Source organism: Pseudomonas sp. JL2, assembly GCF_031570495.1.
Lineage (GTDB): Bacteria > Pseudomonadota > Gammaproteobacteria > Pseudomonadales > Pseudomonadaceae > Aquipseudomonas > Aquipseudomonas rhizophila.
Window position 1 is genome coordinate 43,413 of record NZ_JAKUDH010000027.1, and the last position, 17,046, is coordinate 60,458.

17 protein-coding genes and 1 pseudogene are annotated in these 17,046 nt (G+C 60.2%); 5 read left to right on the plus strand and 13 right to left on the minus strand.

All coding sequences use genetic code 11. The features are described 5' to 3' along the window. Positions 1–322: 322 nt before the first annotated feature. A complete protein-coding gene (locus tag MKS85_RS25360) occupies positions 323–841 on the minus strand; it encodes a hypothetical protein (protein WP_139048737.1) in 519 nt (172 codons plus the stop codon). A gap of 303 nt (positions 842–1,144) precedes the next feature. On the opposite strand from MKS85_RS25360, the gene MKS85_RS25365 reads away from it, so the two are divergent. Then, positions 1,145–1,666 (plus strand): AAA family ATPase, encoded by a 522-nt coding sequence (locus MKS85_RS25365; protein ID WP_139048736.1) that lies wholly within the window; start codon positions 1,145–1,147, stop codon positions 1,664–1,666. 95 nt (positions 1,667–1,761) lie between these two features. Here the strand turns inward: MKS85_RS25365 and MKS85_RS25370 are convergent, their stop codons facing one another. The 11 genes and pseudogenes from MKS85_RS25370 to def form a co-directional block, all read right to left on the minus strand. Further along, positions 1,762–2,439 carry a DUF2459 domain-containing protein gene (locus MKS85_RS25370; protein ID WP_139048735.1) on the minus strand — a complete coding sequence of 226 codons (678 nt, stop codon included), beginning with the start codon at positions 2,437–2,439 and terminating at the stop codon, positions 1,762–1,764. A gap of 236 nt (positions 2,440–2,675) precedes the next feature. Beyond that, positions 2,676–2,993: a DUF6966 domain-containing protein gene (locus MKS85_RS25375; protein WP_139048734.1), complete on the minus strand. Its 318-nt coding sequence runs from the start codon at positions 2,991–2,993 to the stop codon at positions 2,676–2,678. A 157-nt stretch (positions 2,994–3,150) separates the two neighbouring features. Next, positions 3,151–3,561: a hypothetical protein gene (locus tag MKS85_RS25380; RefSeq protein ID WP_139048733.1), complete on the minus strand. Its 411-nt coding sequence runs from the start codon at positions 3,559–3,561 to the stop codon at positions 3,151–3,153. 82 nt (positions 3,562–3,643) lie between these two features. Next, positions 3,644–3,886, minus strand: a complete 243-nt coding sequence (locus MKS85_RS25385; RefSeq protein WP_139048732.1) for a hypothetical protein — start codon at positions 3,884–3,886, stop codon at positions 3,644–3,646. 12 nt (positions 3,887–3,898) lie between these two features. Continuing rightward, positions 3,899–4,377 (minus strand): annotated as a pseudogene (locus MKS85_RS25390) (hypothetical protein). A gap of 336 nt (positions 4,378–4,713) precedes the next feature. Next, positions 4,714–6,702, minus strand: coding sequence for a M10 family metallopeptidase C-terminal domain-containing protein (locus tag MKS85_RS25395; protein WP_188252227.1), 1,989 nt, complete (start codon positions 6,700–6,702; stop codon positions 4,714–4,716). 429 nt (positions 6,703–7,131) lie between these two features. Then, entirely contained in the window at positions 7,132–7,443 is a 312-nt protein-coding gene (locus MKS85_RS25400) for a tetratricopeptide repeat protein (RefSeq protein WP_047229821.1), read from the minus strand. A 176-nt stretch (positions 7,444–7,619) separates the two neighbouring features. Continuing rightward, positions 7,620–8,993, minus strand: coding sequence for a Trk system potassium transporter TrkA (gene trkA, locus MKS85_RS25405; RefSeq protein WP_047229820.1), 1,374 nt, complete (start codon positions 8,991–8,993; stop codon positions 7,620–7,622). A 24-nt stretch (positions 8,994–9,017) separates the two neighbouring features. Then, positions 9,018–10,328: a 16S rRNA (cytosine(967)-C(5))-methyltransferase RsmB gene (gene rsmB, locus MKS85_RS25410; RefSeq protein WP_188252226.1), complete on the minus strand. Its 1,311-nt coding sequence runs from the start codon at positions 10,326–10,328 to the stop codon at positions 9,018–9,020. Beyond that, positions 10,325–11,284: a methionyl-tRNA formyltransferase gene (gene fmt, locus MKS85_RS25415; protein WP_160891474.1), complete on the minus strand. Its 960-nt coding sequence runs from the start codon at positions 11,282–11,284 to the stop codon at positions 10,325–10,327. Before fmt ends, rsmB begins: the two co-directional genes overlap by 4 nt. Positions 11,285–11,353: 69 nt before the next feature. Continuing rightward, on the minus strand, positions 11,354–11,860 hold the full coding sequence (def, locus tag MKS85_RS25420; protein ID WP_003196300.1) for a peptide deformylase: 507 nt from the start codon (positions 11,858–11,860) through the stop codon (positions 11,354–11,356). Positions 11,861–12,017: 157 nt separating this feature from the next. On the opposite strand from def, the gene MKS85_RS25425 reads away from it, so the two are divergent. The 3 genes from MKS85_RS25425 (at position 12,018) to MKS85_RS25435 (ending at position 14,835) form a co-directional block, all read left to right on the plus strand. Continuing rightward, complete coding sequence (locus MKS85_RS25425; RefSeq protein ID WP_076383137.1) at positions 12,018–13,043, plus strand: LysM peptidoglycan-binding domain-containing protein; 1,026 nt, start codon at positions 12,018–12,020, stop codon at positions 13,041–13,043. 79 nt (positions 13,044–13,122) lie between these two features. Then, positions 13,123–14,217 carry a DNA-processing protein DprA gene (gene dprA / locus MKS85_RS25430; protein ID WP_047229816.1) on the plus strand — a complete coding sequence of 365 codons (1,095 nt, stop codon included), beginning with the start codon at positions 13,123–13,125 and terminating at the stop codon, positions 14,215–14,217. Between the two features lie 60 nt (positions 14,218–14,277). Further along, a complete protein-coding gene (locus MKS85_RS25435; protein WP_047229815.1) occupies positions 14,278–14,835 on the plus strand; it encodes an L-threonylcarbamoyladenylate synthase in 558 nt (185 codons plus the stop codon). Between the two features lie 146 nt (positions 14,836–14,981). On the opposite strand, the gene MKS85_RS25440 is transcribed toward MKS85_RS25435, so the two are convergent. Beyond that, positions 14,982–15,959, minus strand: a complete 978-nt coding sequence (locus MKS85_RS25440) for an NADPH:quinone reductase (protein WP_047229814.1) — start codon at positions 15,957–15,959, stop codon at positions 14,982–14,984. 163 nt (positions 15,960–16,122) lie between these two features. Here MKS85_RS25440 and hemF point away from each other — a divergent pair, with 163 nt between their 5' ends. After that, on the plus strand, positions 16,123–17,037 hold the full coding sequence (gene hemF, locus MKS85_RS25445; RefSeq protein ID WP_047229813.1) for an oxygen-dependent coproporphyrinogen oxidase: 915 nt from the start codon (positions 16,123–16,125) through the stop codon (positions 17,035–17,037). Positions 17,038–17,046 lie beyond the last annotated feature (9 nt).

Below are 17,046 nucleotides of genomic sequence, written 5' to 3' on the forward strand. Positions count from 1 at the left end.
GAAACTCGGTCATTTCCTTTTCCGCCTGCGGAAACGGGGACATGGGCAAACGCGCGGAAACGGGGAAGGAAACGGGACAGACCACGATTATGAGACGGTCCGATTACAGGTGAGCGCAAAATCGTGATCTGTCCCCAGTTCCCGCAACAACTCAGATTTTCAGCTCGATCACACGCCCCTAAAAATCGCCGTGATCCATGAAATCATTGGTGTTACGGACGGTGCCGCGTTGTTGAGCAGATTTGAAAACGAGGCCAAATTCATTCTTCAGTATCCGTCCGAAAAGATTCAACCGACGCGCAACGGATGCCGTGCAGTGCCTTTATTTAACGAACCTCAGGCATGCGAACCCAGTCTTGATTTGCAGCTGTTGAATGGGTTCGACGCTCTCCTGATCGCCGACTTTCTTGATCACGCCTACCCCGCAGAAGTATTCGTCGCGGTTGAAGATTGGGAGAATGCCCACCTTGGGCTTGCTCCAGGAGCCTTGGATCAAGGTGTAGGTGGCGCCGTTCTGTGGCGTGAAGGAGAACGGTATTTGACACACGCTGCTTCCTGCGACCTGCCCATAGGTCAGGATCAGCTCCTTGTCCACGGCAACCCGGGATTCGATGTAGTCGCCGTTAGAGGGCAGGATTGTGTAACCCGCATAGCATCCATTATCGCTGAAGGTCATGGCATCCAGTCTCGCACCATTTCCAGCCTTGAGGCGAACCGTTGCGGAGGGTTCATTGGGGCCGGGAACGACATACTGCTTGCCCTGCAAAAAAGAAGTGCAACCGCTAATTACCAGCGCACCGGCCAACAAGATACAGCGGCCGGACTTTTGATTGAGGTACATCCATCTCTCCCTGATTTCCATTGGGTGCCCTGACCTTTCCGGGGCTTGGGGCTGCCGAATCGCGGGCTGATGATAATGGATTCGGTGGTGTATCAACCAGATTCGGGACAACAGCTCCCTAGCCACTCACTGAAACGGCGACAGCCCACGATGATGAGACGGTCCGGTTACAGGTGAACGCAAAATCATGGTCTCTTTCCGAAGTAGCGCCAAGGACGTAAACCCACCTTGCAGTTGACGGAGACGCGCATCGACGTAAAATCGCGCCCCCAAAATCAGCATGCATAGCGAAAAGGAGCTTCGATGCAACGGGTGATGATTGTTGGTCAGCCTGGGTCTGGAAAGAGCACCTTGGCACGTAAGCTTGGCGAGCATACGGGCTTGCCTGTCGTTCATATCGACACTATTCACTGGCTGCCAGGATGGGTCGAACGAACCTGTGACGAAAAAACGCGCCTCTGTCGCGAGGTCGAGGCCCGTGATCGCTGGATATTCGAAGGAGGCCATTCAGCTACTTGGGACAACCGATTGAGCCGCGCAGATCTTTTGATATGGATTGATCGATCGGCGACGCTTAGATTCTGGCGCGTACTGCTCAGAACGCTGCTTAAGCACGGTCGATCTCGGCCTGACTTGCCGGAGAACTGCCCCGAACGACTGGCTAATCTGCCGGAGTTTTTCAGGTTCATGTGGCGGACGAAAAAATCAGCACGAGCGAAGATGGAACAACTTGTGGCGACTGCGCCATCGGCATGCCGCGTAGTCTGTCTGCGGTCTAATCGGGACACCAGGATTTTTCTCGCGAACATTGGAAATGTCGACTGACTAGGCCACATCACGGTTCTCCTTGGACAAAGGGATTCATTTTCAGAAGATCTCTCTTTCCCCTTGTCAGTCTCCCTTTTTCAGTCGTCCCCTTTTCAGTCAAGGCAGGACGCACCGACCGCTGTCGCCCGGCGTAACTGCGACATGACGTTCCCCGCCGTAATCGCCGTCGTAGGCGACATTGGGCAACCGCTCGCGGTCAGCGCCTCTGCGACCCAGGTATTGCAGGTATAAAACAGCGAATAGCGACCCTCGGCCTGGTAGAACCGGCTCTCTCCATACAAGCCAGGCCCGAGCACCACCAAGGTGCCCGTCGCTGAGTGAGTGAAGGTCCCGGCCACGAACGCGAGCAGTCGTCGGTAACCGTCCTCCGTCACCCGCACCTCGATGACCTCGCTTGTGGCGAAACGCCGCCTGGGATCCCCGTCAATCTTGACCGCATGCAGCACGGTTGCCTTCGACCCGAACAAGGCTCGCAGGGCGAGGCTCAAGGTGGCCTGTGGGGCTCGGTAAAAATCCTCGTCACCCCAACCGAACTCCACGAAGTCGCCGTCGCTGAACGCTTCGGCCAGTGTGGGAAGCACCTGAAGCAGATCGGGGCGCGCAATGACCAACCCGGTATGCAGGCCATGATTCACTACATAGAAGGACCGCCAATCGCCACCCGCACTCCTCGGCGGGTCCGACGCGGTAGCGCAGCCGAACAGCGTGAGGACCAGGGCCAGCACTACAACGCTGCTGTTCGAATGCAGGTCTATGCCACAGAATTTCATCACAGCCTCCTCAGCAGAAGTCTAAGTTCGCACCTTGAATTTTGCGCCACCTCTGTGAGGGGGAAGGCCGGCCAGATGATTCTCAGATTTATTTTGTCTAGTCCTGAATAAGGTTTACACCTGTTTCAGGACTAGACACTTCCGTGTCGAGAGTTGGATTCATCTACTGCCGTCTAAGGTTTGACGCGAAGGGAATGCACAAACGCGGCTGCGGGGGACGTTGTTTAGGTGCCTGATCAATCTTGAGACCGTTTTATTGCGTAGGCGAGCTGCTCGGCGTTGTTGCGCAATTCAATGAATTTTTCGTTTAGCTCGACATGACCTGGATTCCAGGAAAGGACGCCACCGACATAGCTTTGACCAAGAATGAGATCATTTAATGAGCCCATTCCGCCATAGGCTGACAGTAGATACTCAATCCCAGAGTAATCAGAATCCAGCAATAGTGCCCTTGCCTTACGCATCCAGAAACTCCAGTGGGTGTCTCCGCCGCTTTCAAGCACTATTGCAAGCTGATCAAGAATGCAGATCAGCTCTTCAGTTTTCGGTCCCATTTCTCGACATAGTCCAAGTGAAGTGCGGCATGAGGAGGATGATTCGCTATTGAGTATTTCTCGCCTACTAGCTAAAAAAGCTACTGTTTCGCCATCAGGATGTCCAGGGGCCGCTCTCTGCCGGTGACGACAGTCGAGAATCGGCCACAGCGGGCGCCTAGACATCAATCTCACATATTGCTTCCTCCGCCTGTATCCGTAACGTCAGCCCTGACGCAAAGCACACAACTAAGTGCTGGTCTGCCGGAATGTTATCCGCCAGGTAAAAATTTTTCGTCTCAGCACCAGACTCCACAGTTCCAATCGCATGAAGTACACAATCATCCTCGGCCAAATCCGGATCGCGCCCCTCGGCACGAAAGTAGCTCACCTCACGGAATTTCACGGTGATCTGTCTCGCTTCCTCTGGTGGCACCCAGTCTTCGGTGCGCCGAGTAAACCTGAGAATGAGTGTGCGCTCTAGCGCTGCATAGTGAATGGCGCTGGCCGCATAGAAGTTATGTAGGTCGTGGGCTCGTCCTTCGGCCTCGACCTCAATGTGGCCAAACGTAAAACCTCGAAATTGCATCAACGGCTCCTCATCGCGACGGGTGCATAAAAAGAGCGAAAGGCGAAGAATACATTTTCAGAAGAACTCTCCCCTTTACCATTCAGCCAACCTCCTCAAACCGCCGCCGCTTCATGAACAACCCCATCCCTATCGCCACGGCAAAAACCGACAGCAACCCCAGATCAAACCCCAACAAGCGGGTCTGACCGGCCAAAACGCAGCCAACCGCACCCGCCACCACCAACACCACGCCTAGCCACTTGCGTAGCAGATAGGGTTTGAGGAATCGATCGAGCAGAAAGGACAACACCAAGGCAATGACCAATTGAGTAATTACGGACATGTACGTCTCCGGTCAGGCCTTGATGATCAATGTCGAGAGGGTGCGTTGCGGGCCGATACCGCCGTTGACCTGCGCCCCGATGCTGACCAGTACGTCGCCAGCATGGTAGATGGGTAGAGTTTGATTGGTATACGTGCGCACACCGCCCCCTACAGATGCCGCCACGTAAGAGGGGCCACAGCCTTGGCGGCGGATGCGAAGGCCGCGGCTGCAAGGTTGGCGATCGTGGTGCGCTGGGCGTTGAGGGCATCGCCCTGTTGCCGGATCAACGGTTTGGAGATGCCGATCATCATCACGCACGGCAGGTTTTTGGCCAGCATCTTGTCGTACACCTCGACGACCTTGCTGTTGACCTCATAGTGGGCGCTTTTCGCTTCGCCAAAATGCAGCTCGCGCAAGCGCCCACGTTCGCTGTCGGTGAGGGTGATCTGCGAGACGTTGAAGACGATCCCGTGATTGCCCATGTATTGGAAAGTCCCTTCGAACTTCATCGCCCATATCCTTTTGGGGTAAAGGTGGCGATTTTCTACAAGGAGCGGATTGGATTCAAATCATTTCGCCTTGCCGGCAGGGTGTGTTGGTCATGCGCAGGAGTCGCAGTGTGTCAGGCTGATTCCGTTGGCTTTTTTGGGTCTGCTTCGCAGCCCAGCGGGGATAAATCCCCTCGCCACTAGGTTTTGTGTGTTGGCTGTTTGGCGGGCTGTTATTGAAGACGTGGTCGGCTTTTTTATGAGTGCTGCGCACTCAAGCGGGAGCAAGCTCCCTCGCCACAGAAGCGGTCCTATGCGAAGTCAGGAGTGGCGATCTGAACTGGTCAAGTTTGTGTTTTACACCCAGAAGTCGTTAGCCACTCCAATCAATTGAATAGCCTCCTCATCCAAGGGCTCGGCGAAGATGATGTTCAAGTCGCGGTAACCGGAATGGTCCCCCACCAAGCTCAACTCGAATCGAGCCCCGGACGCGTCGGCTTCGTAGCTCTTCAAGTAAGTCAGGTTCTTGGCTTCATTGAAAATCACGTCCAGCGTGCCGTCGTAACCATTTCCCAGTCGGGTAAAACCCAAGGCGGACAAGTCGATCGTGTCTTCACCCGCGGTATAGTCCATCAGGCGATCAGTGTGGTTTTCGGTGGCGGTACGGTAGCTGTCGCTCAGTCCGTCGAAGCGGAACACATCGTTGTTACCGCCACCCGCCAATAGGTCCCGGCCCTCTCCGCCAACCAACACATCATTCCCTAGCGCGCCATAAAGACGATCATCGCCCGCGGCCCCTTCGATGACTTCGCTTCGAGCGTTGCCTTGTAAACGATCGTCCCCTTCGATGCCCATCAACCTGGCTTGCTGAAACAGGAGATTGGTTTCATTCAGCGTTTGGCCCAAGTTACCGTCGAAGACCACTTCGAAGCGTTCCCCATCGGCGTTGGCCTCGAAACTCTTGAGGTAGGTCCGCGTCCCGCTTTCATTGACGCGTATCGCCAGCGTTCCGTCATGGCCATTGCCAAGCCCGAGGAAGCCCAGGGAGGAGAGGTCGAGGGTATCGCTGCTGGGGTCGAAGTCGGTGATGCGGTCGCTATGGGCCGCGTTTGCGGTGCGGTAGCTGTCTGTGACTGACAGGTAACGGAACGTATCGTCCCCCGCGCCGCCCGTCAGCAGGTCACGACCTTGCTGGCCATCGAGCAGGTCGTTTCCGGCCCCGCCAAAGATCGCATCGTCGAACGAGGCGGTCCCGAGCAAGAAGTCATCATCGCGGCCACCGTCAAGGTGGTAATAGCCGTCGTCAGGATTGCCAAAGCTGTGGTCCAGGCTGCCGTCGGGGTTCAACTGGACCAAGGCGGCCAGATAGCCGTCCGCGCTCGTACCTTGGCTTCCGCCTATCAATAGCTTGCCGTCGGCCAGCACGATCATGTCGGCGACTGCGAAAGGAGCGCTTTCCGAGCCCCAACGTACCTGACCCTGATCGCCGAAACCGGTGTCGAGTGAGCCGTCGGCATTGAGTCGGATGACGCTCGCCACGCCGCCCGAGGCGCCCGCCAGCAGGATTTTGCCGTCATTCTGGATGACGAGGGCGTCTGCATGGACATCCAGGGCCAGGCTGCCGCCGTTCGCAAAGCTGCTATCCAGCGTACCGTCCGGGTTGAGGCGGGTCAGGGTATCTTGCCCCGTGACCAATACCTTCCCGTCTCCCTGCAATGAAACGTCGAACGTGCCGCTGGGGTGAATGCCGACGGACGCGGGTAGGTGCAGGATCCCAGCCTCTGCGAAAGACGAGACCAAGGCCCCCGTCGCGTCGAAGCGGGCGATATAGATCTCCCCGGACGGATACCCAGCGCTTGCGAAGAAGCTGCCGTCGCGTTGCACGGAGAACGACGCTTGCTGGCCTAGATCTTCATTCCAATAGAAAGGCACTGTCACGGTGCCGCCGTTCCCGAAACTCGTATCGAGGCTGCCGTCGGCCAAGTTACGACTGATGCCCGACACCCAGGCATCGCCTACTTTCACGTAGCGCGCCACCAGGTAGCCTCCGCCCGGCTGCACGGCGGCATTACCGCCGTCCTCGATGTCGAGCGACACCGGGAGAAGGGATTTACCGTCGCCGCTGAAGTCGCGGTCCAGGCTACCGTTGGCATTGAACCGGACCAGGCTGCCGGTGAAGCCTGAATCCTCTTCGCCTCCTAGCCCCAGGCGGCTATAAGCGCCAAGCCAGATAGCACCGTCCGGATCGACCGTGATACCTGCGATTTTGTCCGAGCCCCATAAGGTCGTGGCGACCATGCCTGTTTTTTGCACAAGTGAAGCGGCGGGCGAAATGCTCTGGCTCATGTCCATGCCTCCGGTAGCTGTCTAGCGCCAAAGACTATAGGCACGGGTCGGTCGGGTTGCCACTTTACGAGACGAAGGGAGGTTCTTGGGCGACCTTCTGCTATCGATGCAACCGGTCTCCGGCAACTGCGCAAGACAACGCTAGGCTGGCTGAAGTTGCGTGTTGGCTGTTTGGGGCTGCTTCGCAGCCCAGCGGGGATAAATCCCCTCACCACAGGGTTTTGTGTGTTGGTTGTTTGGCGGGCGGGTAGTGAGAACGCGGTGGGCTTTTTTGTGAGTGCTTCGCACTCAAGCGGGAGCAAGCTCCCTCNACCACAGGGTTTTGTGTGTTGGTTGTTTGGCGGGCGGGTAGTGAGAACGCGGTGGGCTTTTTTGTGAGTGCTTCGCACTCAAGCGGGAGCAAGCTCCCTCGCCACGGGTACGTGGCGTTCAGGGGTGGCGGTCCAGTTTTTTGAGGAACACGGTCATTTCTTTTTCGGCTTGTTTGTCGCCATGGGCGCGGGCGGCTTCGAGGCCTTGTTCCCAGGCTTGGCGGGCTGCCGGTAGGTCGCCTTGGCCTTGGTGTGCTTTGCCTAAGAGTTTCCATGCTGCTGAGTATTTGGGGTCGAGTTCGACGCAGCGTTGGAAGTGTTCGGCGGCCCGGGCGAATTCGCCGAGGTCCAGGTAGCCCTTGCCCAGGCCGAAGCGCAGCAATGAGTTATCCACACCTTTGGCGAGCATTTTTTCCAGGGAGTCGAGCATGGCGGCGTCCTTATCGGTTGTGTCAGGGGTTGATCCGTTGGCTGCTAGATAGCTATCGCGAGCAGGCTCGCTCCCACAGGGGTTGGGGTTGCCCACGATATTTGTGAGCCATGGAGATCCTCTGTGGGAGCGAGCTTGCTCGCGATGAGGCCATTGCTGCCACCGCAAAGCCTGGATCAGAAGAAACTCAATCCCACATGGAACAGCTTCTCGACATCGCGAATATGCTTTTTATCCACCAGGAACAGGATCACATGGTCGCCGGTCTGGATCATGGTGTCGTCGTGGGCGATGAGCACTTGTTCGTCGCGGATGATCGCGCCGATGGTGGTGCCTGGCGGCAGGCCGAGGTCGCGGATGGCCTTGCCGATGACTTTGCTGGACTTGGCATCGCCATGGGCAATCGCCTCGATGGCTTCGGCCGCGCCACGGCGCAGGGAGTGCACGCTGACGATGTCGCCGCGCCGCACGTGGGCCAGCAAGGTGCCGATGGTTGCCAGTTGCGGGCTGATGGCGATGTCGATCTCGCCACCCTGGATCAGGTCGACGTAGGCCGGGTTGTTGATGATGGTCATCACCTTCTTCGCCCCCAGGCGCTTGGCCAGCAGCGACGACATGATGTTGGCTTCGTCGTCGTTGGTCAGGGCCAGGAAGATGTCGGCGTCGGCGATGTTTTCTTCCAGGAGCAAGTCACGGTCCGAGGCGCTGCCCTGCAACACCACGGTGCTGTCGAGGTTATCCGAGAGGTAACGGCAGCGCGCCGGGTTCATCTCGATGATCTTGACCTGATAGCGGCTTTCGATGGCTTCGGCCAGACGCTCGCCGATCTGCCCGCCGCCGGCAATCACGATGCGCTTGTTGTTTTCGTCGAGACGGCGCATTTCGCTCATCACCGCGCGAATATTGGCCTTGGCGGCGATGAAAAATACCTCGTCGTCCGCTTCGATCACGGTATCGCCCTGGGGCAGGATCGGCCGGTCACGTCGGAAAATCGCCGCGACCCGCGTCTCCACATTCGGCATGTGCTCGCGCAGCTGGCGCAGTTGCTGGCCCACCAGCGGTCCGCCGTAGTAGGCCTTGACCGCGACCAATTGCGCCTTGCCTTCGGCAAAGTCGATCACCTGCAAGGCGCCCGGGTGTTCGATCAGGCGCTTGATGTAGTTGGTCACCACTTGCTCGGGGCTGATCAGTACATCCACCGGGATCGCTTCGTTGTCGAACAGGTCGGCGCGGGTCAGGTAGGCCGCCTCGCGCACCCGGGCGATCTTGGTCGGGGTGTGGAACAGCGTGTGAGCGACCTGGCAGGCCACCATGTTGGTTTCATCGCTGTTGGTGACAGCCACCAGCATGTCGGCATCGTCGGCACCGGCCTGACGCAACACCGTAGGCAATGAGCCACGGCCCTGTACGGTACGGATGTCGAGGCGGTCACCGAGATCGCGCAGGCGGTCACCGTCGGTGTCGACCACGGTGATGTCGTTGGCTTCACTGGCCAGATGTTCAGCCAGCGAACCGCCGACCTGCCCTGCGCCGAGGATGATGATTTTCATCCGGTCACTCCTATCGAATCGGTTTTAACCGCGTGCGGCGGCGATCTTGATCAGTTTGGCGTAGTAGAACCCGTCGTGGCCGCCCTCTTGGGCCAGCAACTGCCGACCATGGGGCTGCTTCACCCCGGCCTGGCTGGCAATGTCCAGCTCCCGGGCACCGGGGGTACGGGCGAGGAATGCTTCGATCACTTCGGTGTTCTCGGTCGGCAACGTTGAACACGTGGCATACAGCAGCATGCCGCCCACTTCCAGGGTTATCCACAACGCATCGAGCAATTGCCCCTGCAATACCGCCAGTGCGGCGATATCGTCCGGCTGGCGAGTGAGCTTGATGTCGGGATGACGGCGGATCACGCCGGTGGCCGAACACGGTGCGTCCAGCAGGATGCGTTGAAATGGCTTGCCATCCCACCAGCTGGCGGTGTCGCGGCCATCGGCGGCAATCAGTTCGGCGTCCAGGCCAAGGCGTTCGAGGTTTTCCTTCACGCGCACCAGGCGCTTGGCTTCCAGGTCCACCGCCACCACGCCGGCCAGTTTCGGCTCGGCCTCGAGGATGTGGCAGGTCTTGCCACCCGGTGCGCAGCAGGCATCCAGCACGCGTTGGCCGGGCGCCAGCTCCAGCAGGTCGGCAGCCAGTTGCGCGGCTTCGTCCTGGACGCTGATCCAACCGTCGGCAAAGCCCGGCAGCGTGCGTACATCGCCGGGGGTTTCCAGCACGATACCGTCGCGGCTGTACTGGCACGGGATGGCCGGGATACCAGCCTCGCCCAGTAACGCCAGGTAGGCATCGCGCGTATGGTGGCGACGGTTGACCCGCAGGATCATCGGCGGATGGGCATTGTTGGCCGCGCAGATGGCCTCCCACTGCTCGGGCCAGAAGGCTTTCAGGGATTTTTGCAACCAGCGCGGATGGGCAGTGCGCACCACCGGGTCGTGTTCCAGCTCGGCCAACAGGGTTTCGCTTTCCCGTTGGGCGCGGCGCAGCACGGCATTGAGCAGGGCCTTGGCCCACGGCTTTTTCAGTTTGTCGGCGCAGCCCACGGTTTCACCGATGGCGGCGTGGGCAGGCACGCGGGTGTAGAGCAATTGATAGAGCCCCACCAGCAGCAGCGCTTCGACGTCGGCATCGGCGGCCTTGAACGGTTTCTGCAGCAGCTTCGCCGCCAGGGCCGACAGCCGTGGCTGCCAACGGGCGGTGCCGAATGCCAGGTCCTGGGTGAAACCGCGATCACGGTCTTCAACCTTGTCCAGTTGGGTCGGCAGGGAACTGTTGAGTGAGGCTTTTCCGCTCAGGACCGCAGCAAGCGCCTTGGCGGCGGCCAGACGCGGGTTCATGAAGCGTCCGCCGCTTGGCCCAGCACTGTGCCGACGGCAAATTTCTCACGGCGGCTGTTGTACAAATCGCTGAAGTTCAGCGCCTTGCCACCGGGTAATTGCAGACGTGTCAGACACAGCGCCTGCTCGCCACAGGCGACGACGAGGCCGTCCTTGCTGGCACCAAGGATTTCACCCGGCGCGCCCTGCCCCTCGACATGGCTTGCCGCCAGCACTTTCAGAGCCTCGCCGTTCAAGGTGCTGTGGCAGATCGGCCACGGGTTGAAGGCACGCACCAGACGCTCCAGCTCGATGGCCGGGCGGCTCCAGTCGATGCGTGCTTCGTCCTTGTTCAGTTTGTGGGCGTAGGTGGCGAGGCTGTCATCCTGCACTTCGCCTTCCAGCGTGCCGGCGGCGAGGCCGGCGATGGCCTGGACCACGGCGGGCGGGCCGATCAGTGCGAGGCGGTCGTGCAGGCTGCCGCCGGTGTCTTCGGCGCTGATGGGCGTGCTGACCTTGAGCAGCATCGGCCCGGTGTCCAGACCGGCTTCCATGCGCATCACGGTGACGCCGCTCTCGGCATCGCCGGCTTGCACGGCGCGCTGGATCGGCGCCGCACCGCGCCAGCGCGGCAGCAGCGAGGCGTGGCTGTTGATGCAACCCAGGCGCGGAATGTCCAGCACCACTTGGGGCAGGATCAGGCCGTAGGCGACCACCACCATCAAGTCGGGTTTGAGCGCGGCCAATTCGGCCTGGGCCTGAGCGTCGCGCAGGGTCGGCGGCTGCAAGACCTGCAGACCGTTCTCCAGGGCCAGTTGCTTGACCGGGCTGGGCATCAGTTTTTGCCCGCGACCGGCCGGCCGATCCGGCTGGGTGTAGACCGCGATGATTTCATGGGGGCTGGCCAGCAGGGCCTTGAGGTGTTCGGCGGCGAACTCGGGAGTGCCGGCAAAGACGATGCGCAGTGGCTCAGTCATGGGAAGCTCTCATTTACAAAGCAGTCGCAAAAGAAAAAGGCTTGCCGCGGCAAGCCTTTGAAGGGGGCGTCAAGCATTCTGGCGATGAAGTTTTTCCAGTTTTTTCTTGATCCGGTCACGCTTGAGGGTAGACAGGTAGTCCACGAACAGCTTGCCGTTGAGGTGGTCGCACTCATGCTGGATGCACACCGCCAGCAACCCTTCGGCGATTAGCTCGTAAGGCTGGCCGTCACGGTCCAGGGCTTTGATCTTGACCTTCTGCGGGCGGTCGACGTTTTCGTAGAAGCCGGGCACCGAGAGACAGCCTTCCTGGTATTGGTCCATCTCGTCGGTCAGGGTTTCGAACTCGGGATTGATGAACACCCGGGGCTCGCTGCGGTCTTCGGAAAGGTCCATCACGACGATACGTTTGTGCACGTTGACCTGGGTCGCGGCGAGGCCGATGCCTGGCGCCTCATACATTGTTTCAAACATGTCATCGACCAACTGACGCACTTCGTCGTCCACTACGGCCACCGGTTTGGCGATAGTGCGCAGGCGCGGGTCCGGAAATTCGAGAATGTTCAAAATGGCCATAAGCTTGATAAATGCACGTGTGAAGTAAAGTCGGGTGGCTGGCCTGGCGTGTCTTGGGATGCAGGCTACCGTTGTAAAACGTTGCTCCTCAATCACGGAGCGAGCCACGGGGGCTCTGGCGTTTTACGCGAACGCACATAATAAAGGGATTCACCGCATGAGGAAATCACTACTCGCCCTGCTGCTTCTGGCCTCGGCCGGTATCGCGCACGGGCAAGTGCAACTTCGGGAAGGTTTTCCCCAGCAATACACAGTGGTGACGGGGGACACGCTGTGGGACATCTCCGGCAAATACTTGCGTGAACCGTGGAAATGGCCCGAACTCTGGCAAGCCAACCCACAGATCGAGAACCCCAACCTGATTTATCCCGGCGACACCCTGTCGCTGGTCTACGTCAACGGTCAACCGCGCCTGACCCTCAATCGCGGCGCTTCGCGGGGCACCATCAAGCTGTCACCGCGCATTCGCAGCTCGCCGGTGGCCGACGCGATTCCGAGCATCCCGCTGCAGGCCATCAACAGCTTTTTGCTGAGCAACCGCATCGTCGACACGGCCGAGGATTTCGACAAGGCGCCCTACATCGTTGCAGGCGATGCCGAACGGGTCCTCAGCGGCACGGGAGACCGGATCTTTGCCCGCGGCCCCTTCGACGCGGACCAGTCGGCGTACGGCATCTTCCGTCAGGGCAAGGTCTACACCGATCCCGAAACCAAGGAGTTCCTGGGCATCAACGCCGATGACATCGGCAGCGGTGAAGTCGTGGCGAGCGAAGGCGACATCACAACCCTGGCCCTGCAACGCACGACCCAGGAGGTGCGCCTCGGCGATCGCCTGTTCAGTGGCGAAGAACGCTCGATCAACTCGACGTTCATGCCCAGCGCACCGAAAACGGAGATCAACGGGCTGATCCTCGATGTACCCCGCGGCGTCACCCAGATCGGCGCCCTGGATGTAGTCACCCTGAACAAGGGCCGTCGCGACGGGCTGGCCGAAGGCAATGTGCTGGCGGTGATGAAGACCGGCGAGACCGTGCGCGACCGCATCACCGGCGAGCAGGTGAAAATTCCCGATGAACGTGCTGGCCTGCTGATGGTTTTTCGCACCTACGACAAGCTCAGCTATGGCTTGGTGCTATACGCCTCGCGCTCGCTGGCGGTACTCGACAAAGTGCGCAATCCATAACGGGTCTCACAAGTTACCAACAGAGTTATCCACAGCTTGTTCCCGTTTCGACGGGGCTTATAACGATCAAGGATGATCCATGTCATTGCCTGAATCTGCTTCGGTTTCCCCTGCGGAACTGGAGGCCCGTCTGCGCCTGCACCGCTTGCCGGAACTGGGCCCCAAACGTTTCATGACCCTGATGGAGGCCTTTGGCTCGGCCTCCAAAGCCATCAGCGCACCGGCCAGCGCCTGGCGAGCGCTGAGGTTGCCCGCGGCGTGTGCCGAGGCTCGGCGCAACCCGGATGTGCGTGACGGCGCCGCCCATGCATTGGCCTGGCTGGAGGGTTCGGCCCAGCGTTTACTGATGTGGGACCAGCCTGACTACCCCGCGCTGCTGGCGCAGATCAGCGATGCGCCACCGCTGTTGTTCGTCGCCGGCGACGCGACCATTCTGGAAAAACCACAGCTGGCGATGGTCGGCAGCCGCCGGGCATCGCGACCGGGCATGGACACCGCCGCGGCGTTTTCCCGAAGCCTGGCCGGTGCCGGTTTTGTCATCACCAGCGGCCTGGCCTTGGGGATCGACGCGGCGGCCCATCAAGCAGCGCTGGATGTGGGTGGGCAAACAATTGGCGTGCTGGGCACAGGGCTGGAAAATTTTTATCCACAGCGCAATCGTCGGCTGGCGGACGCGATGATCGCCCAAGGCAGCGCGGTGCTGTCGGAGTTCCCGCTGGACGCGCCGCCCCACGCCAGCAACTTTCCTCGTCGCAACCGGATCATCAGCGGTCTGTCCCTCGGTGTACTGGTGGTGGAGGCCAGTGTCGCCAGCGGTTCGCTGATCACCGCACGCTTGGCGGCCGAACAAGGGCGCGAGGTGTACGCCATTCCGGGGTCGATCCACCACCCCGGCGCGAAGGGCTGCCATCAGTTGATCCGCGACGGCGCGGCGCTGGTGGAAACCGTCGAGCACATCCTTGAAGCATTGCGGGGCTGGCAGCAGTTGCCGCTGTCCATGGAACCGACGCCCGTCACCCATCCGCTGTTGCGCTTGCTCCATGCCGCGCCGCTTGGCAGCGAAGCGCTGGCCGCCGCCAGCGGCTGGAGCTTGCCCAAAGTCCTGGCGGCGCTGACTGAGCTGGAAATGGAGGGACGGGCGGTCTGTGACAACGGGCGCTGGTTTGCGCGCTAGGTTTTATGGGGAAGATCGGTAAACTGCGCACAGCCTTATTTGCGTTGTGGAGAGTCTTTCATGGTCAACAGTTGGCGTGTGCAACAAGCCGCGCGAGAAATTCGCGCCGGGGCGGTGATTGCCTATCCAACCGAAGCGGTCTGGGGCCTGGGCTGCGACCCGTGGAACGAAGACGCGGTGGAGCGCCTGCTGGCGATCAAGTCGCGGCTGCCCGATAAGGGTTTGATCCTGGTGGCTGACAACATCCACCAGTTCGACTTTCTGTTCGAAGATTTCCCTGAAACCTGGATGGATCGAATGGCCAGCACCTGGCCTGGGCCTAATACCTGGCTGGTGCCGCACCAGAATCTGCTGCCGCAATGGATTACCGGTGTGCACGACACGGTTGCGCTGCGGGTCAGCGATCACCCCACCGTGCGCGACTTGTGCTCACTGGTGGGGCCGCTGGTGTCCACCTCGGCCAACCCTCAGGGCCGCCCGGCGGCGCGCACGCGAATTCGCGTCGAGCAATATTTCCGTGGGCAGATCGACCTGGTGCTGGGCGGTAACCTGGGTGGGCGCAAGAACCCCAGCGTGATTCGCGACCTGGCGACCGGCAACGTGGTGCGGCCGGACTGAGCCCGAACACACCTTCCGGATCTTGCATCAAACCCTGTGGGAGCGAGCCTGCTCGCGATAGCGTCGGATCAGTTGACATAGATGTTGGCTGATACTCCGCTATCGCGAGCAAGCTCGCTCCCACAGGTTCTTTAGCACCCTCTAAATCAGGGCAAAAGAATCGTCGACCCGGTTGTGCGCCGCGCCGACAACTCGGCCTGGGCCTTGGCCGCTTCGGCCAGTGGATAACGCTGGTTGATATCCACTTTGATCTTGCCGCTGCTGATCATGCCGAACAGCTCATCGGCCATGCGCTGCAGGTTCTCGGCGTTATTGGCGTAAGTGGCCAGGGTCGGACGGGTGACGTACAGCGAGCCTTTGGCCGCGAGTATCCCCAGGTTCACGCCGTCCACCGCACCGGAAGCATTGCCGAAACTCACCAACAGGCCACGGGGCGCTACGCAGTCCAGGGAGGTCAGCCAGGTGTCCTTGCCGACACCGTCATAGACCACCGGGACTTTCTTGCCGTCGGTCAGCTCCAGCACCCGCTGTACGACGTTTTCCTTGCTGTAGTCGATGGTTTCCCAAGCGCCGTGGGATTTAGCGATGGCGGCTTTTTCCGCTGAGCTGACGGTGCCGATCAATCGCACGCCCAGGGCCTTGGCCCACTGGCAGGCCAAAGAGCCCACGCCACCAGCAGCGGCATGGAACAGGATGGTTTCCCCCCCTTTGAGCTCGTAGGTCTGACGCAGCAGGTATTGCACGGTCAGGCCCTTGAGCATCACGCCGGCCGCCTGTTCGAAACTGATGGACTCGGGCAAATGCACCAGATTGGCCTCGGGCAACACATGCACGTCGCTGTAGGCCCCCAGCGGACCGCTGCCATAAGCTACCCGGTCACCGACCTTGAACCGCGTGACGTCTGAACCGACGGCCTCGACCACACCCGCCCCCTCGGCCCCCAAGCCCGAGGGCAAGGCCGGTGGCGGGTAAAGACCGCTGCGATAATAGGTATCGATGAAGTTCAGGCCGATCGCCTTGTTGCTGACCCGCACCTGCTGCGGGCCCGGTTCGGCAGGCTGGTAGCCCACGTACTCGAGCACTTCGGGGCCGCCGTGGGAACTGAACTGAATACGTTTGGCCATCTTCACTTTCTCCTTGTCGTGGACTTTTTACCAAGCCTGCTATCGGACTCCTAAGCTTGACCTTCGTCAACTGTGGCGTAGGCAAGTGCGGTGGTATCCTGTGCGCCCATTTGCCACCGGCCCGCTGCAAGCCGCGTAGCGTAGCCCTGATCAAGGTGATGTCATGACCACTCGCACCGAGGCCGTGAAAGCCTACCTGCTCGACCTGCAAGACCGCATCTGTGCGGCCCTGGAAACCGAAGACGGCGGCACTCGTTTCGTCGAAGATGCCTGGACCCGCCCCGCCGGTGGTGGCGGTCGCACGCGAGTGATTGAAAACGGTACGGTGATCGAAAAGGGCGGCGTCAACTTTTCCCACGTCTTCGGCAGCGGTCTCCCCCCCTCGGCCAGCGCCCATCGGCCGGAACTGGCCGGGCGCGGCTTCGAAGCGCTGGGTGTGTCATTGGTCATCCATCCCCACAACCCTCATGTGCCTACGTCCCACGCCAATGTGCGTTTTTTCATCGCTGAAAAGGAAGGCGAAGAGCCGGTCTGGTGGTTCGGCGGCGGCTTCGACCTGACACCGTACTACGGCGTGGCAGAAGACTGCGTGCATTGGCACCGCGTTGCCCAACAGGCCTGTGCCCCGTTCGGCCCCGACGTGTATTCGCGCTACAAAGCCTGGTGCGACAGCTATTTCCATATCAAGCATCGCAACGAGCCCCGTGGCATTGGCGGCCTGTTTTTCGACGACCTGAACGAGTGGGATTTCGACACCAGCTTCGCCTTCATGCGCGCCATCGGCGATGCCTACATCGAGGCTTACCTGCCTATCGTGCGGCGCCGCAAGCAGGACCCGTTTACCGCCAAACAAAGGGAATTCCAGGAGTTTCGCCGCGGACGCTACGTGGAGTTCAACCTGGTCTACGACCGCGGCACCCTGTTCGGGCTGCAATCGGGCGGGCGTACCGAGTCGATCCTGATGTCCTTGCCGCCGCAAGTGCGCTGGGGCTATGACTGGAAAGCCGAACCGGGCAGCGAAGAGGCGCGGCTGACCGAGTATTTCCTGCAGGATCGCGATTGGCTGGCGACGGCCTGAACGAGGATT

Coding starts and splice junctions, on each gene's coding strand:
- MKS85_RS25360 (WP_139048737.1), bottom strand. CDS start 841: ATGTACCTCAATCAAAAGTCCGGCCGCTGTATCTTGTTGGCCGGTGCG.
- MKS85_RS25365 (WP_139048736.1), top strand. CDS start 1,145: ATGCAACGGGTGATGATTGTTGGTCAGCCTGGGTCTGGAAAGAGCACC.
- MKS85_RS25370 (WP_139048735.1), bottom strand. CDS start 2,439: ATGAAATTCTGTGGCATAGACCTGCATTCGAACAGCAGCGTTGTAGTG.
- MKS85_RS25375 (WP_139048734.1), bottom strand. CDS start 2,993: ATGGGACCGAAAACTGAAGAGCTGATCTGCATTCTTGATCAGCTTGCA.
- MKS85_RS25380 (WP_139048733.1), bottom strand. CDS start 3,561: ATGCAATTTCGAGGTTTTACGTTTGGCCACATTGAGGTCGAGGCCGAA.
- MKS85_RS25385 (WP_139048732.1), bottom strand. CDS start 3,886: ATGTCCGTAATTACTCAATTGGTCATTGCCTTGGTGTTGTCCTTTCTG.
- MKS85_RS25395 (WP_188252227.1), bottom strand. CDS start 6,702: ATGAGCCAGAGCATTTCGCCCGCCGCTTCACTTGTGCAAAAAACAGGC.
- MKS85_RS25400 (WP_047229821.1), bottom strand. CDS start 7,443: ATGCTCGACTCCCTGGAAAAAATGCTCGCCAAAGGTGTGGATAACTCA.
- trkA (WP_047229820.1), bottom strand. CDS start 8,993: ATGAAAATCATCATCCTCGGCGCAGGGCAGGTCGGCGGTTCGCTGGCT.
- rsmB (WP_188252226.1), bottom strand. CDS start 10,328: ATGAACCCGCGTCTGGCCGCCGCCAAGGCGCTTGCTGCGGTCCTGAGC.
- fmt (WP_160891474.1), bottom strand. CDS start 11,284: ATGACTGAGCCACTGCGCATCGTCTTTGCCGGCACTCCCGAGTTCGCC.
- def (WP_003196300.1), bottom strand. CDS start 11,860: ATGGCCATTTTGAACATTCTCGAATTTCCGGACCCGCGCCTGCGCACT.
- MKS85_RS25425 (WP_076383137.1), top strand. CDS start 12,018: ATGAGGAAATCACTACTCGCCCTGCTGCTTCTGGCCTCGGCCGGTATC.
- dprA (WP_047229816.1), top strand. CDS start 13,123: ATGTCATTGCCTGAATCTGCTTCGGTTTCCCCTGCGGAACTGGAGGCC.
- MKS85_RS25435 (WP_047229815.1), top strand. CDS start 14,278: ATGGTCAACAGTTGGCGTGTGCAACAAGCCGCGCGAGAAATTCGCGCC.
- MKS85_RS25440 (WP_047229814.1), bottom strand. CDS start 15,959: ATGGCCAAACGTATTCAGTTCAGTTCCCACGGCGGCCCCGAAGTGCTC.
- hemF (WP_047229813.1), top strand. CDS start 16,123: ATGACCACTCGCACCGAGGCCGTGAAAGCCTACCTGCTCGACCTGCAA.